Source organism: Dyella sp., from assembly GCF_035486915.1.
Lineage (GTDB): Bacteria > Pseudomonadota > Gammaproteobacteria > Xanthomonadales > Rhodanobacteraceae > Dyella_B.
Window position 1 is genome coordinate 1 of the sequence record NZ_DATHMR010000037.1, and the last position, 14,813, is coordinate 14,813.

General features: G+C 56.2%; 11 protein-coding genes. 8 read left to right on the top strand and 3 right to left on the bottom strand.

What is annotated here, in order from left to right; all coding sequences use genetic code 11:
* The first annotated feature begins 168 nt into the window (after positions 1 to 168).
* Complete coding sequence (locus tag VK725_RS03710) at positions 169 to 1,512, top strand: glycoside-pentoside-hexuronide (GPH):cation symporter (RefSeq protein ID WP_325316708.1); 1,344 nt, start codon at positions 169 to 171, stop codon at positions 1,510 to 1,512.
* A 15-nt stretch (positions 1,513 to 1,527) separates the two neighbouring features.
* Complete coding sequence (locus tag VK725_RS03715) at positions 1,528 to 3,567, top strand: glycoside hydrolase family 31 protein (RefSeq protein WP_325316709.1); 2,040 nt, start codon at positions 1,528 to 1,530, stop codon at positions 3,565 to 3,567.
* A 118-nt stretch (positions 3,568 to 3,685) separates the two neighbouring features.
* Here VK725_RS03715 and VK725_RS03720 read toward each other — a convergent pair whose 3' ends face one another.
* A complete protein-coding gene (locus VK725_RS03720; RefSeq protein WP_325316710.1) occupies positions 3,686 to 4,309 on the bottom strand; it encodes a gluconokinase in 624 nt (207 codons plus the stop codon).
* 417 nt (positions 4,310 to 4,726) lie between these two features.
* Between VK725_RS03720 and VK725_RS03725 the strand changes: the two genes are divergently transcribed.
* Positions 4,727 to 6,025 carry a carbohydrate porin gene (locus VK725_RS03725; RefSeq protein WP_325316711.1) on the top strand — a complete coding sequence of 433 codons (1,299 nt, stop codon included), beginning with the start codon at positions 4,727 to 4,729 and terminating at the stop codon, positions 6,023 to 6,025.
* Positions 6,026 to 6,222: 197 nt separating this feature from the next.
* Here VK725_RS03725 and VK725_RS03730 read toward each other — a convergent pair whose 3' ends face one another.
* Positions 6,223 to 6,900 (bottom strand): hypothetical protein, encoded by a 678-nt coding sequence (locus VK725_RS03730; RefSeq protein WP_325316712.1) that lies wholly within the window; start codon positions 6,898 to 6,900, stop codon positions 6,223 to 6,225.
* A 44-nt stretch (positions 6,901 to 6,944) separates the two neighbouring features.
* Entirely contained in the window at positions 6,945 to 9,479 is a 2,535-nt protein-coding gene (locus VK725_RS03735; RefSeq protein ID WP_325316713.1) for a penicillin-binding protein 1A, read from the bottom strand.
* A gap of 248 nt (positions 9,480 to 9,727) precedes the next feature.
* Between VK725_RS03735 and VK725_RS03740 the strand changes: the two genes are divergently transcribed.
* From VK725_RS03740 to pilQ, 5 genes are all read left to right on the top strand, one after another.
* Positions 9,728 to 10,786 carry a pilus assembly protein PilM gene (locus VK725_RS03740; protein ID WP_325316714.1) on the top strand — a complete coding sequence of 353 codons (1,059 nt, stop codon included), beginning with the start codon at positions 9,728 to 9,730 and terminating at the stop codon, positions 10,784 to 10,786.
* Entirely contained in the window at positions 10,786 to 11,499 is a 714-nt protein-coding gene (locus tag VK725_RS03745) for a PilN domain-containing protein (RefSeq protein WP_325316715.1), read from the top strand. The genes VK725_RS03740 and VK725_RS03745 overlap by 1 nt, the downstream gene beginning before the upstream one ends.
* A complete protein-coding gene (locus VK725_RS03750; RefSeq protein ID WP_325316716.1) occupies positions 11,499 to 12,170 on the top strand; it encodes a type 4a pilus biogenesis protein PilO in 672 nt (223 codons plus the stop codon). Before VK725_RS03745 ends, VK725_RS03750 begins: the two co-directional genes overlap by 1 nt.
* Positions 12,167 to 12,709, top strand: a complete 543-nt coding sequence (locus VK725_RS03755) for a pilus assembly protein PilP (protein WP_325316717.1) — start codon at positions 12,167 to 12,169, stop codon at positions 12,707 to 12,709. The genes VK725_RS03750 and VK725_RS03755 overlap by 4 nt, the downstream gene beginning before the upstream one ends.
* 55 nt (positions 12,710 to 12,764) lie before the next feature.
* Positions 12,765 to 14,813: type IV pilus secretin PilQ (gene pilQ / locus VK725_RS03760; protein ID WP_325316718.1), on the top strand; the 2,049-nt coding region annotated here is incomplete at its 3' end.

A 14,813-nucleotide genomic window follows, 5' to 3' on the forward strand; every position in this document is an offset into this window, starting at 1 on the left:
TTTGCAGATAAATAGCTGCACGATATCTGTGCCCTGGATGTTGCTTCAAGGAAGAACACTCGTGAAGAGAATTTCGTCTGCAGTCCACCTTGTCGCTTGTCGCGACTCACGCCTTGAACGTTCTATGTTTCGATACGAAACGTGCTGCCAACTGGCGGGCGTCGGTCGATGAATGCCGTTATCTCCATCAAAGAAAAAGTCAGTTACGGCTTGGGCGACATGGCAAGCCATATCGGATTGGACAATGTCATTATCTTTCTGACTTTTTACTACACCGACGTGGTAGGACTTCCTGCTGCGTTTGTGGGAACACTGTTTTTGTTGGCGCGCGCGGCAGATGCGATTATCGATCCGGCCATGGGACTCGTGGCGGATCGCACCCATTCACGGTGGGGAAAATTTCGTCCCTATCTTTTGTGGCTCGCAGCTCCCTTTGGCTTGAGCTGCATGTTGACGTACGCCGTACCGGTTTCGCTTTCACTCAGCGGGAAAATGGTATTCGCGTCCATCACCTATTCGTTCATGATGTTGATGTACACCGCCATCAATATCCCGTATTGCTCCATTGGCGCAGTCATTACGGGGGACGATCAACAACGCATTTCGTTGCAATCCTATCGTTTCTTCCTTGCGACGTTAGGCGGAGCTCTGTCCACCTTCTTCATGATGCCGTTGGCTGAATATATTGGCGGAGCCAATAAATTGATGGGCTACCGCTGGGCGATGGGTGTTATGGCAACTCTCGCTATCGCGATGTTTCTTGTGTGCTTTGCCAATACACGTGAGCGCATCAAGGCAAAAGCCGGCCACGACAATTTCCTGACCGACTTGCGCGATTTGCTGCGCAATGATCAATGGCGCGTGGTGGCGTTGCTGGTACTCACCAACATTTCGTTCGGCGTCATACGCCTTGGCGCCATGATGTATTTCGCCACCTACTACCTAGGTGATGCCCATTATTTTCAATGGTTGCTTGGTGCTCACATTGCAGGCAAAGCGGTGGGGAGCCTATTGTCCAAATCTTTGACGCTAAAGCGCAGCAAGGCGAAGGCCTTCGCCCTTTGCGCGGTGATTTCCGGAATTTTGAGTATCGCCATCTTCTTCGAACCGAAATCCGTAATACTTTTTGTCGTAACGACTTTTATCGTTTCAATCTTCTATCAGGCCGCCCTTACTTTGATGTGGGTCATGATGGCGGATGTCGCCGATTACGGTGAACGCGTGCAAGGCAAGCGCATGGACGGCACGATGTTTTCCACGCTGCTTGCCGTGCTGAAGATGGGAATGGCCATCAGCGGTGCAGTAGTCGGATGGGCGCTAGGGTTGAGCGGTTACGTGGCCAATGCCACTACACAGAATTCCGTGGCGATGCATTGCATCGTGGCGCTGTTTACGTTCGTTCCCGGCCTTGTTGCACTGCTCGGCGTGGTCGTCCTGCGCTGGTACAGGCTCGATGACAGGCCATTGCCTGACCTGCCGGTGACCACTCGCGCCCTGCCCAGTGACGCATGAAGTGAAGAGATGACGATGAGTGAGTTGATAGACAACGAGAACAGTATTGGCTGGCGTTTCAATCGGCAAACGCTGCTGATCGAACCATGGGGCAGAAACAGCTTGCGCGTTCGCGCCTCTTGCCTGCCGACATTCAAGGACGAAGACTGGGCACTCTTGCCACCGCATCCCTACCAAGCAGATATTGTCCGCGGCAAGGAATCGTTGTCGATCGTCAACGGCAACATCAAGGCCGTGCTCAACATTAAGGGTCAGCTCGCGTTCTATAACGCGCGGGGTGAGTTGCTGCTGGAAGAGTTTTGGCGTCAGCGCACGACGGTGGGTATCGGTGGCGTGGAGAAGGGCCAAGACAAGTATATAAGCGCACTAAAGTTCGAGGCGCGCGAATTCAAGCCGATACCTGGAGGAAAGCATCAGCTTACTGTCCGTTTCGAATCCCGGGCGGGCGAAAAAATATTCGGCATGGGTCAATACCAGCAGCCGTGGCTGGATTTGAAGGGCTGCACGCTGGAGCTCGCGCAGCGTAATTCCCAGACCAGCGTTCCATTCATGCATTCCAGTCTTGGATACGGATTTTTCTGGAACAATCCGGCGATCGGCGAGGCGAGCTTTGCCAAAAACCACACACAGTGGACGGCTAAAGTTACCGACCAGCTGGATTATTGGATTACTGCAGGCGATACGCCTGCCGAAATTACTCGCCAATATGCAGAAGCAACTGGCAAGGCGCCCATGATGCCTTCGTTTGCGACCGGTTTCTGGCAGTGCAAGTTGCGTTATCGCACGCAGCAGGAAGTGCTGGATGTTGCCCGTGAATATAAACGGCGCCAGTTGCCGCTGTCAGTGATTGTCATCGATTTCTTTCATTGGCCCAATCAGGGGACATGGTGTTTCGATCCCAGAGACTGGCCCGATCCCAAGGCAATGATCGACGAACTCAAGTCGCTCGGGATAGAGACGATGGTATCGGTCTGGCCCACGGTGGACAGCCGTACCTCCAATTATGTGGAGATGCAGTCCAAAGGCTATCTGGTATCCACCGAACGCGGCGTGTCGGTCAATCTGGACTTCATGGGCAACACGACTTTCTTCGATGCCACGCATCCGGATGCGCGCCGTTATGTGTGGGAGAAGGTCAAGCAAAATTATTACGACCTCGGCATACGGCTTTTCTGGCTGGACGAAGCCGAGCCGGAATATCGCGCCTACGACTTCGACAATTATCGTTATCACTTGGGACCGGTACTTGAAGTAGGGAACATCTATCCGCGCAAATTTGCCGAAGGCTTCTACGATGGCCTGCGCCAACAAGGCGAAACCGGCATCGTCAATCTGGTGCGTTGCGTCTGGGCCGGGAGCCAACGTTATGGAGTGCTTGCATGGTCCGGCGACGTCCATTCCTCGTTTCACGCGTTACGCAACCAACTCGCGGCGGGTCTCAATATGGGGCTAGCGGGCATTCCCTGGTGGACGACGGACATCGGTGGCTTTCAGGGTGGCAACGTCAACGATCCCGCCTTCCACGAATTACTCATCCGATGGTTCCAGTGGGGTGTTTTTTGTCCGGTTTTCCGCTTGCACGGCTATCGCGAGCCACAAATCAAGCCCTCTGACATGTGGCGTGATGGCATTCCGCAGTGTGACAGCGGTTCGCCGAACGAAATCTGGAGTTATGGAGAACAAAACTTCCAGATCATGCGTCACTGGTTGCTGGTACGAGAAAGATTGCGGCCTTACATCGAAACATTGATGGCGAATGCTCATGCGACCGGCGATCCCGTCATGCGACCGATGTTCTACGATTTCCCCAAGCAAGCGCAGAGCTGGCAGGTGGAAGATCAATACATGTTCGGCGCGGATATTTTGGTTGCTCCTATCCTCCATGCAGGCCAAAACTCACGAAAGGTGTGGCTGCCCGAAGGCGAGACATGGGTCGGCATGGACGGTGAACGCATTGAAGGCGGCCAATGGATTACCGCGCGAGCTCCGCTGGAAAGCATTCCTTTCTATGCCCGGGCGGGTACGTCGGTGTTGGTATCTCTGTTTGCTGCGTAACACCACAGTGGCGAATACGGTCGAGAAAAAGGCTGGGGCAAATGGCGCTTAGATAGCGCCATTTGGCGCCAAGTTGGGTAGCGTGTATGCAACTTGTCAATGCATCGGCTGCCTAGCGTCAGCCGGGCTCGCGATTGAGCGCTTCATACCATGTGGCTGCCGCATGAACGATGTCAGCTAGCGGTTTCGTTGCGTCGACGATCAACGTCAATGGCTCTCCAACGGGTGGCTCCAGAGCTGCATATTGGCTTTCCATCAAGATGGGCGGCATGAAGTGGCCGCTACGTTCTCTTACGCGCTGCTCGGCGATGTTGCGTGGCAAATCCAGGAAGACAAAGCCCGGCGCTGGGACGGCTTGGCGCAGGTGTTGCCGGTAACGGTATTTGAGCGCTGAGCACGCCAAAACCGCACGTTTGTGTTCGCCATAGGCGCACTGCAGTTCCTCGGCGAGCCGATCGAGCCAGTCGGCGCGATCGGCGTCATCGAGCGGCACGCCGTTCTTCATTTTCGCTACGTTCTCTTCCGGATGAAATGCATCGCCCTCGATCAAATAACCGTCCAGCCTCATGGCGAGCGCCGTAGCGATGCTGGATTTGCCCGAACCTGCAACACCCATAACAACGACTGCAATTTTATTTTCCTTCATAGATGATTTTCCTATACCGAGCACGTTGCTGTGTTTGTCTTCACATTGCGTTCTGCAATGTGATTCTGGATTCTTCCATTTTGCTTTTTTGAACAAAAAGGATGTCAGGAAAAATCCAACATTCCATGTAGTCTGAAGCTGTAAATAAAGGCGCTTGGTGCCTTGTTAGCAGAGAGGCGTTTACCCGTATGAGTGCCGGGTATTGCACATGCTCATTCCATGCTTCTGCGCTTTCGCCACGGTATAAATCGGCGAGATGTGGATAAATGCCTTGATATCCGTATGTTTTACACGACAACAGTCACGGGTTCACTAGCGAATATTGTTTCGATCGGTCGTTGGCCAATGAAAAATTGATCAAAAAATTTCGATATTTTTTTGCTGCGTTGTGCCATGTGGCAATCGAGGCAAGATTGGTAGCGTTGACGGCTCCTTATGGCTTTTGGCTTAAAGGCTTGTGTGCCAGCCGGGAAGCCAGGGCAAATTTGAAGATGGATCATTGGAGCTTCACACATGCAACGGATGGCCGGAGCAGCACTGTCGCTTGGTTTTTTGGTTGTCGCTTCATATAGCACCACGACCCACGCGCAAAATTTTAGTGAAAATAATTATCTGACTGGCGGTTGGGATGGTCTGCGCGAGCAGTGGTATGACAAGGGTGTTGACGTCAGTGTGAAGTACATGGGTGACTTCGCTCACAACATTACGGGTGGCAAGCGCCAGGTAAGCTCTTATACCGATCAGATACGTTTCGGTGCCTACCTTGATCTTGGCAAACTGATGTCTTGGAAGGGAGCGACATTTCGTCTGGAAATCGTCGACCGCAACGGCGATCAACTCAACCAACAAGCCGGGTTACCTACTTTGATGCAGTTTCAGGCCATTCACGGCAACGGCTCCGTGGCGCGCTTGACCCAGTTCTCGTTGGAACAGAATTTGTTTGATGATCACATGAGCATCAAGCTTGGCCGTCTTTACGCTACCGCCGATTTCTTTTCGTTTCCGTGTGCATTCGAAAACCTGAGCTTTTGTGGCGCGTTACCCGGATATATCAGCAACGGCTGGTATTCGAACCCGCTCAGCAATTACGGTGCCGTAGCGGTATTCAAGCCAGCAAGCGAGTGGCGCTTCAAGTACGGCGTCTACGACGTCAATCCACAAAACCGTAGGCGTGATCAAGGCCTCAGCCTAATTACCCGTGGCAAGAGCACGGGTAAGGAAACCCTTGGTGAGGTGGAGTACATGCCCCATTTTGGCGATGGTCTCGACGGTGATTATCGCGCCGGTGCGTTTCACAACAGCTCAAGCTATTTCTATGTTGTTGGCGCGGATGGATTGCCCGCCGATTACACGTTACTCCCCCGGCCGCGGGTTGGCAGCGAAAATGGCTATTACTTCCGAGGCGAGCAGCAACTCGTCGGTCGCGCGGATGCGAATGGCTTGCGTGTATTTTTCAACTATTCACATTCCGATGCCGATATCAGCACGTTGGATCAGTTGGTGTCTGCAGGCTTCTGGTGGACAGGGTTGCTCCCTTCGCGTCCCAGTGATCGCCTGGGCGTGGCTATTGGGCGTAATCATGTAAACGGTAAAGTGACTGCGGCGCAGCGCCAATACGATGCAGCGCTGCCGGCAGGTTCTTCGCTGCACATTCCCGTGCAGGGCAACGAATATCCCATCGAGCTGAACTATACGTTCCAGATCAGCCAAGCAGCATCGTTCATGCCTGTGATGCAATACGTTCGTAATGCGAATGGTGTCGGCGGACAAAATGGCCTGGTTCTCGGCGCTCGCGTCACGCTCGTGTTTTAGTCGATTTTGTGTGAATCGTGGATTCTGCGATCACACGCTGCGATGCGCGTCTTGTGCGAAAAATTTTGCCATCTCGCGTCCAAAGCAAATGAATAGTCGCCGCTGACTTCGGCGACAGCAATTCGTCGAGTGATGCGATCTAAAGGTGGAGCGCCTGCGTGCCACATCGGTTGGCTGCACGCAGGCGCAGTGGAAAATTATCGTAGCGCAGCTGCCAATTTGCGTTCGAAGTCATCCTGCTCGTTATCTTCCTCCGCGAGCATGATTTCCACAGATGCCAGCGATGCACGTCGCATCGGTTTTTCATCCATGCGGTTGAGGGGCGATTGCCGCAATGCATTGAGCGGCATCACGGTCAGATCAAACGGTAGGTTGTCAGCGGCAAAGAGCAGTACCGGAAACTCGGCTTGTTCTTCACGGCTGATGCGAAGACGGCGCGTTTGAGTTTCAACCGGCACGCCATGTTCGTGCAGGTAGATACCGACAGCTTCAGGATCGTCGCTAAAAACGTGCAGGCACACGGCAGAGTGCGAATCGGCCGTGCCTTCGAGTACTGCACCGACAAGGCGCGGTTCAAAACGTTGAAGGAATCGCATGGCGTCGACCGCTGCTTCGCGTCGAGCCCTCAGGAGTTGCGGTTGGCTGTCAGCCTGGAACAGCCGTTGATGTTCACGCAATGCTTCTTCGATTTCGTGATTGCGCGGTAAGGCTTGTTCGTCGAGTACGCCTAGTCGTTCGGCGGCTTTGCGTTTGGCGTGGTGGAAGTCGCGAATTCCGTGCTCACTCATCAGGCGCGCCGCTTCTTGTGCGACGCGTAACCGATTGCGCTGTACACGGTCGTGTGCGTGGATGCGGTGGTGTTCACCTCGTGCCATGCCCCGGCCCTCTCTTGCAGCGTCGAGGCAAGACTACCGGAAAATTAGAAAATGTCGTTAGCCTGCTGCTGATCCTGGTTTTGCTGCTGTTGCTGTTGGGCCATGTTGTGCAGGCGGTCGATGTCCTCGACCTTGAAGATCTCCGACATGGCGCCCGGATCGCCCGTTTCGGTCGGCAGGCCGCTCTGGTTGTTGATCTGAAGCGTGGTGATACCCGGCGGCATGGCCAGGCTGTTTTGCGGGAGACCCTTCATCACCTCGCCGACGTAGTCGATCCAGATCGGCAACGCCGCCTTGGCGCCAAATTCACCTTTGCCCAGCGAACCGAAGTCGTCGAAACCGACCCAGACCGCCGTCGACAGATCGCCGTTGAAGCCGACGAACCAAGCGTCGCGGTGATCGTTCGTCGAGCCGGTTTTGCCGGCCAGATCCGGGCGATTGAGCACTTTCGCCGCGTAGCCGGTGCCCAGCGGGTTGGTGATCACGTCTTTCATCATGGAGGTGATGAGGTAATCGTTGCGGATGTCGATGACGTGCGGTGCCAGCACCGGCGCTGCCTCACCGCCGTGAGCGTCTGCGGGCAGCACGGTTTCACCTGCGGTCGCCACACTGGCCGCGACAGCCGGCGCGCTGGAAGAGGCGCTTGCCGATACGCCGTTGGTCAGCATGCTGGCCGGCGGCGGGGCCGGTGGCGTGTTTTGCAGCAGGCGAGCCTGGCAGTTGTTGCAGGCGCGCGCTGGATTGGCCACATACACCGCTTTGCCATCGCGATCGTCGATCTCGCTGACGAAGTAGGGCGTGATCAGGTAACCGCCATTGGCGAACACGGCGTAACCACGCGCCATGCTGAGCGGCGATACCGAAGCGGTGCCGAGCGCCATCGACAGATTGTTCGGCAACGCATCGAGCGGAAAACCGAAGCGCGTGATGTATTCGCGGGCATAACGCACGCCAATGGCATCAAGCAAGCGAACGGAGACGAGGTTCTTCGATTCCAGCAGCGCTTCGCGCAGTCGCATGGGGCCGGCGAATTTGTCGTCATCGTTGCTGGGTGTCCAGAGTCCATTGGGTTGCGATGGATCGGGCAATGCGAGCGGCGCGTCGTTGATGATCGAAGCGGTCGTGAAGCCACGCTCGAACGCCGCTGAATACAGGAACGGCTTGAAGCTCGAACCCGGTTGGCGAGCAGCCATCACGACGCGGTTGAATTTGCTGCGCGAGAAGTTGAAACCGCCGACCAACGACTGGATCGCGCCATCTTCCGGGCTGAGCGACACCAGCGCGGCCTGCGCCTTCGGAATCTGCGTAAGCTGCCAGTTGCCCTTGTCGTCACGGATCACGCGAATGACGTCGCCGACCTTCAACACCGTGTCGACGGCCTTTGGCTCTGCGCCCACGTGGCTATCGCTGATATACGGGCGCGCCCAGCTCATGGCATCCAGGCCGAGTTTTATCGTCTGATGATCGAGCAGGAACACTTCGGCTTCCGATGTCGTGGCGTGGGTGACCACTCCCGGGACCAATCCGGCCACATCCGAATAGCTGGAAAGGATGTTGTTGTAGTCGGACTCGCCGGCATCCGCGGAGAGCTCTTCATGGGCTTCCGGGCCGCGCCAGCCATGGCGGTGATCGTAGATGGCCAGACCATCGCGCACGGCTGCCACAGCGGCAAGTTGACGGGTGCTGATCAGCGTGGTCTTGACGACGTAACCCTCGGTCAGTGCGTCGTTGCCGAGACGATCCAGTGCCTGAAGTCGAGCCATTTCAGCCAGATACGGTGCATCGACCTGGATGGGCTGCTCGTGCGGCGCCGCGTTTTCCGGCGTGTTGATAGCTTCGGTGTACTGGGCATCATTGATGTACTTGTGCTCGCGCATCTGGCCAAGCACCCAATTGCGCCGCGCGGTCAGGCGCGGGACGTTGGTCAGCGGATTGACCGCCGAGGGCAGCTGGAAGGTCGAAGCGATGGCCGCACACTGGGCAATTGTGAGCTGATCCAGCTTTTTGCCGTAGTAATACTCCGCGGCGGCCGCTATGCCGTACGAACGGTGCCCAAGGAACATCTTGTTGAGATAGAGCTCCAGGATCTGATCCTTGCTGAACTCGTTCTCCATGCGCAGTGCGATGAACATCTCCATCAATTTGCGCGAATAAAGCTTCTGCGGGCTCAGGAAGAAGTTGCGCGCCACCTGCTGTGTAATCGTGGAGCCGCCCTGTGTTTTGTTGCCGCCCGAGGCCACCACATGGAAGCCCGCGCGCATCACGCCGCGCCAGTCCACGCCCGGGTGGGTATAGAAGTCTGCATCCTCGGCGGACAGCACGGCATGCTTGACCATGTCCGGTACTTGGTCGATGGAGACGGGAATACGGCGGGTCTCGCCAAAGGTGGCGATCAGTTTGCCGTCGGCGGTCAGGACCTGCAGGGGGACCTGCATGTGGTAGTCCTTAAGCACCGCCACCGAGGGGAGGCGGGGAGCGACCAGCCAGTAAGCAACCCCTGCGGCTAAGGCAATCAGCAGAAGTCCGCTAAAGCCCAGAATAAGGACCCAGCGCAGGAGGGCCTTGAGAATTCGCGTCATGTGAGTGTAGCGAGACCTGAGTCAAAACAGCTCAGAGTATAGATGTAGCAGTATGTGCAACATGAGTGACGGATTATCAAAACCTTAATCGCGACATCTGGCGGGTTGGCTCAAATGTGTCGCCCATCACGCCAAAAGTCTCGAAGAAGATCGCGTAGGCCGTTGCTATTGCGTTAATTTTTCGATCTAATGGCCCGGCAATCCCGCCAACCATAGGCGGAAGCACCAGGGGTCAAGGGGGAATCATCGTGGGGCTCTTAACACCCAAGAAGCCGCCGCTCGTCGGTGTCGACATTAGCTCGACGGCCGTCAAGCTGCTGCAGCTCAGCCAAGCCGGCGGGCGCTATCGCGTAGAACATTACGCGATCGAACCGCTGCCCCCTAACGCAGTCGTCGAGAAGAACATCGTCGAGGTCGAAGCCGTTGGCGAAGCCATTCGCCGGGCGCTTGCGCGCTCGGGTGCGAAGGTGAAGCACGCTTCGGCTGCTGTTGCCGGATCAGCGGTGATCACGCGCATCGTTCCCATGGCTGCAGAGCTTTCCGAAGACGATCTGGAAAGCCAGATCATGGTGGAAGCGAATCAGTACATCCCGTATCCGATCGAGGAAGTAAGCCTCGACTTCGAAGTACTGGGCCCGGTGCGCGACAACCCCGAAATGAATAACGTGCTGCTCGCGGCATCGCGCACGGAAAACGTCGATATGCGCGTTGCGGCGCTCGATCTGGGCGGTCTTACCGCCGAGATCATCGATGTCGAAGCGTTCGCGATGGAAAACGCGTTCACGATGATCGCCGATCAGTTGAACGTGGGTCGCGACGCGCTTGTCGCCGTCGTCGACGTCGGCGCAACGATGACCACGCTCTCCGTACTCAAGAACCAGCGCACCATTTATTCGCGTGAGCAGGTTTTCGGCGGCAAGCAGCTTACCGATGAAATCATGCGCCGCTATGGCCTTTCTTACGAGGAAGCGGGCCGCGCAAAGCGCAAGGGCGGTTTGCCGGAGTCGTACGAAGCCGAAGCACTGCAGCCGTTCAAGGAATCGTTGGTACAGCAGATCAGCCGCTTGCTGCAGTTCTTCTACGCCGGTAGCGAGTACAGCAAGGTCGATCAGGTCGTGCTGGCTGGCGGTTGCGCGTCCATCGACGGCATCAACGCGATGCTTGAGGAGCAACTCGGTTTGCCGTGCGTCGTCGCCAACCCGCTGGCGCGCATGTCGCTTTCCAATCGCGTGCAGGCGCAGTCGCTGACTCAGGATGCTCCGGCACTGATGATTGCAGTCGGCCTCGCGATGAGGAGCTTCGACTGATGGCACGCATAAACCTACTTCCGCACCGCGCTGCGACACGCAAACAACGTGAGCGCGACTTCTTTGTCCAGCTTGCCATCACAGCCGCGGCTGCGATTGGCTTCATGGTCCTCTGGAACATCTGGATGGGCATGCGCGTGGACAATCAGAACGATCGCAACGCTTACCTGCAGGATCAGATCAAGCAGGTGGATGCACGCCTGACCAAGATCGACGATCTGGAAAAGGTTCGTGCGCAGCTGCTTGCACGCAAACAGATCATTGAGCAGTTGCAGGCCAATCGCTCCCAAATGGTCCATTTGTTCGACGAATTGGTTAAGACCGTTCCCGGCAGCGCCCGCTTGACGTCCATCAAGCAGGCTGGCGATCAGATGACGCTGAGCGGTGTCGCGCAATCCAACGCCAGCGTCGCCCAATACATGCGTAACATCGAGGCCTCGCCATGGATGGGGCCGACCGATCTGAGCAAGACTGAAAACAGTCACGATGCATCGCGTATGCCTTATAGCTTTGGTCTGACTGTCGCCTTGCAGCGTCCCAAACAGGACGATGGCAGCGGGCTCGGCACATCGCCGGCTGCATCCAGCAGCACAGGTTCTTTGATGAATTCGCCAGTCAATATGACGGCTCCCCAGACCAATCAGACTGTGCCGACGACGAACTCGCAGACACCTAATCCATCAGGTGCGCCAGTCAAGGGAGGAGCCAAGTAATGAAACTCCTCGATGATTTGAAGAATCTGGACCGCAACAACATTGGCGGTTGGCCGAAGTCGGTAAAAAATTTCTTCAAAGTATTGCTCTTCGTAGTCATAGTGCTGGCTGGCTGGTATTTCATCATCAACCCGCAGCAGGACACGTTGCAGAACCTTGCTTCCAAAGAGGAGCAGCTGAAGAAAGAGTTCTCAGAGAAGCAGGCAAAGTCCGTCAATCTGGAAGCATTGCAGCAGCAGCTCGACGAGATGAAAGACATGCTGCGTCAATTGCTGCGCCAGCTGCCCAGCAGAACAGAAATGCCTGAGTTGCTGGTGGATGTCTCTCAAACTGCGCTTTCTGCCGGTCTTCAGCAGGAATTGTTCCAGCCAGGCGTGGAAGTGCCAAAAGATTTCTACGCAGAAAAACCCATCCAGCTGAAGATGATTGGCACCTATCATCAGTTTGGTACGTTTATCAGTGGCGTCGCTTCATTACCGCGCGTGGTGATTTTGACCATGCATGATGTTTCTCTCACCCCGCTAAACAAACCTGAGAAGGGTGCCGAGCCTGGCCCAAATCAGCTTCTCGTATTGCAGGGTACGGTAAAAACTTACCGATACCTCGATGATTCGGAGACGGGTGACACTGCTGGCAAAGCGAAGAACAAGAAGCCAGGGGGGCGGAAATGAAAATCATGACTGCCAAGAAGCCCATGCATCTGGCCAAATTGCTTCTGCTCGCTGGCGTAGCATTAACGCTCGCTGGCTGCACACGCGGTATGTCTGATCTGCGCGATTGGGTTGCGCAGGAGAAGGCCAAGCGGGGAGCGCCGATACCGCCACTTCCTGTGATCAAGACGTTCGAGACGTTCATTTACAACGACCAGGACAAACGCGATCCGTTCAGTCCGAGCGCTGACGAACTAAATGAAAACAACGGGCCGCGACCGGATGAAGGACGAGCGAGACAGCCTTTAGAGGCTTTCTCTCTGGATAGTTTGAAGATGGTTGGCAGCATCGGTTCGGGCGCCAACATGGAGGCGTTGGTCAAGGACCCCATGGGCGTCATTCACCGCGTCCATGCAAATGAATACATGGGCCAGAACTACGGCCGTATCACTGGCATCAGTGGTGACAAGGTCGACCTGGTCGAATTGGTTTCCAACGGCAACGGCGGCTGGATGGAACGTCCAGCCAGCATCGCGCTCGCTGCGAACGCGACGAAATAGGAATACAGGGGCTGATGCAATGACCAAATCAATCAAACCAGTCCGGAGCCGAGCCATGCACCTGGCCAGCCGTTGCCTGACGACCGTCATCATGCTGGGCGCCGCTACGTGGGCCAGTGCCGCCGCGGCGACCACGCTTCAGGACATCACCTACAAATCCCTTCCGGGGGGTCGGGTGGAGCTTCACCTGAACTTCGACAGCAGTCAGGTGCCCCAGCCCCGTGTCTTTACGACGGACAACCCGCCGCGCATCGCCATCGACTTGCCAGATACCGTGAACAACGCTTCGCGGCATCAGGACATCGGTGTCGGCACCACGTCCGGTGTGTCGGCGGTGTCGGCAGATGGCCGTACCCGCGTCGTGATCGAACTGATGCAAGCATCGACTTATAAGTCCCATGTCGAAGGCAACAGCCTCGTGCTGGTCGTGAACAATGGCAGCGCACTTCAGCCGGTGACAACAGCCTCTGCTGTTGACCCGTCAAAGGCACTTCCATCCGCCATGAACGGGCCGGCGATCACCAACATCGACTTCCAGCGTGGAACCAATGGTGCTGGCCGCGTGCTGATCAATTTCAACGGTGCTGGTGCCAATGCCAACATGCACAGCCAGAATGGCAACGTCGCCGTCGACATCGACAATGTGCAGTTGCCGGCAAGCCAGGCGCAGCGTCTGAACGTGCTCGATTTCGCGACACCTGTGCAGTCCGTTTCGTCGCACTCGACGCCGGGCGGAGCGCACGTGGATATTGCTTTCAGCGGTGACGTGGATACGTCTTCCTATCAGACCGCCGATCAGTACGTGGTCGAGGTGACGCCCAAGAAGCATGATCCCAAGGCAGACAACCCGTTGTTGAATCAGCAGCCTGTCTACACCGGTACGCGCGTCACGTTCAACTTCCAGGACATTCCCGTCCGCTCGGCGTTGCAGCTCATCGCAGACGAATCGCAGAGCAATATCGTCGCCTCCGATACCGTCGGCGGAAGCGTCACTTTGCGATTGAATAACGTTCCGTGGGACCAAGCGCTGGATGTGATCCTGCGCGCCAAGGGCCTGGACAAGCGTCAGAACGGCAATGTGACCTGGATTGCGCCGCAGAAAGAACTCGCCGACTACGAACAGAGTATTTCCGACGCGCGCTTCAAGGCCGAAGACACAGCGCCACTCGTTACCACTTATGTTCCGATCAGTTACGGTAAGGCCCAGGACATTGCCAAGCTGTTGACTACTGGCAGCATGCAGAGCATTGCCGGTGGTTCCTCGGGCGGTCAGGCCGCCCAGCATCGCGGCTTCTTGTCACCTCGCGGTAGTGTCACTTTCGATCAGCGTACCAATACGCTTCTGATCAACGACACGGCAGAAAAGACTGTCGAACTGCGTGCAATCATTGCGCAGCTTGATCGTCCCGTGCAGCAAGTGCTGATCGAATCGCGAATCGTCATCGCAACAGATGACTTCGAACGCGACCTCGGTGTCCAGTGGGGCGTAAGTGGCAACCGTACCAATCCAAGCGGCCAGGTGCTGCAGGTCGGTAGTGCTATCAACGGTGCGCAAGGCAACAACGGCACTACTAGCACGTTGGGCTCGGGTGGCTTGAATGTTAACCTACCAGCGTCCCCGACGACCGGCAGTGCATCGTCGATTGCTGCAGCCATCCTTGGCAAGAACTACGCGCTCGATCTGGTGCTGTCCGCTGCTCAGCTGGAAGGTCGCAGTGAGGTAGTCTCCAGTCCACGTGTGATTACGGCCAACCAACAGGAAGCAGACATCCGTCAAGGCCAGGAGATTGGCTATGTTACATACCAGAACAGTGTTGCTGGCGGTGGCGCAAGTGGTACAGCTACCGTCGCATTTAAGGACGCAGTGCTGGAGCTGAAGGTCACCCCGACGATTACTGCTGACAGTCGCGTTTACCTCAGCATCAACGTAAACAAAGACTCGCTCGACCATTACATCACTGTGCCAGGCAGCGGTCAGGTGCCGGTCATCGACACGCGTTCGCTCAATACCGCTGTTCTTGTAGACAACGGTCAGACAGTAGTCTTGGGCGGCATTTACGAAGTCAGCAAGACTGACTCACTATCCAAGGTTCCAGGCTTAGGT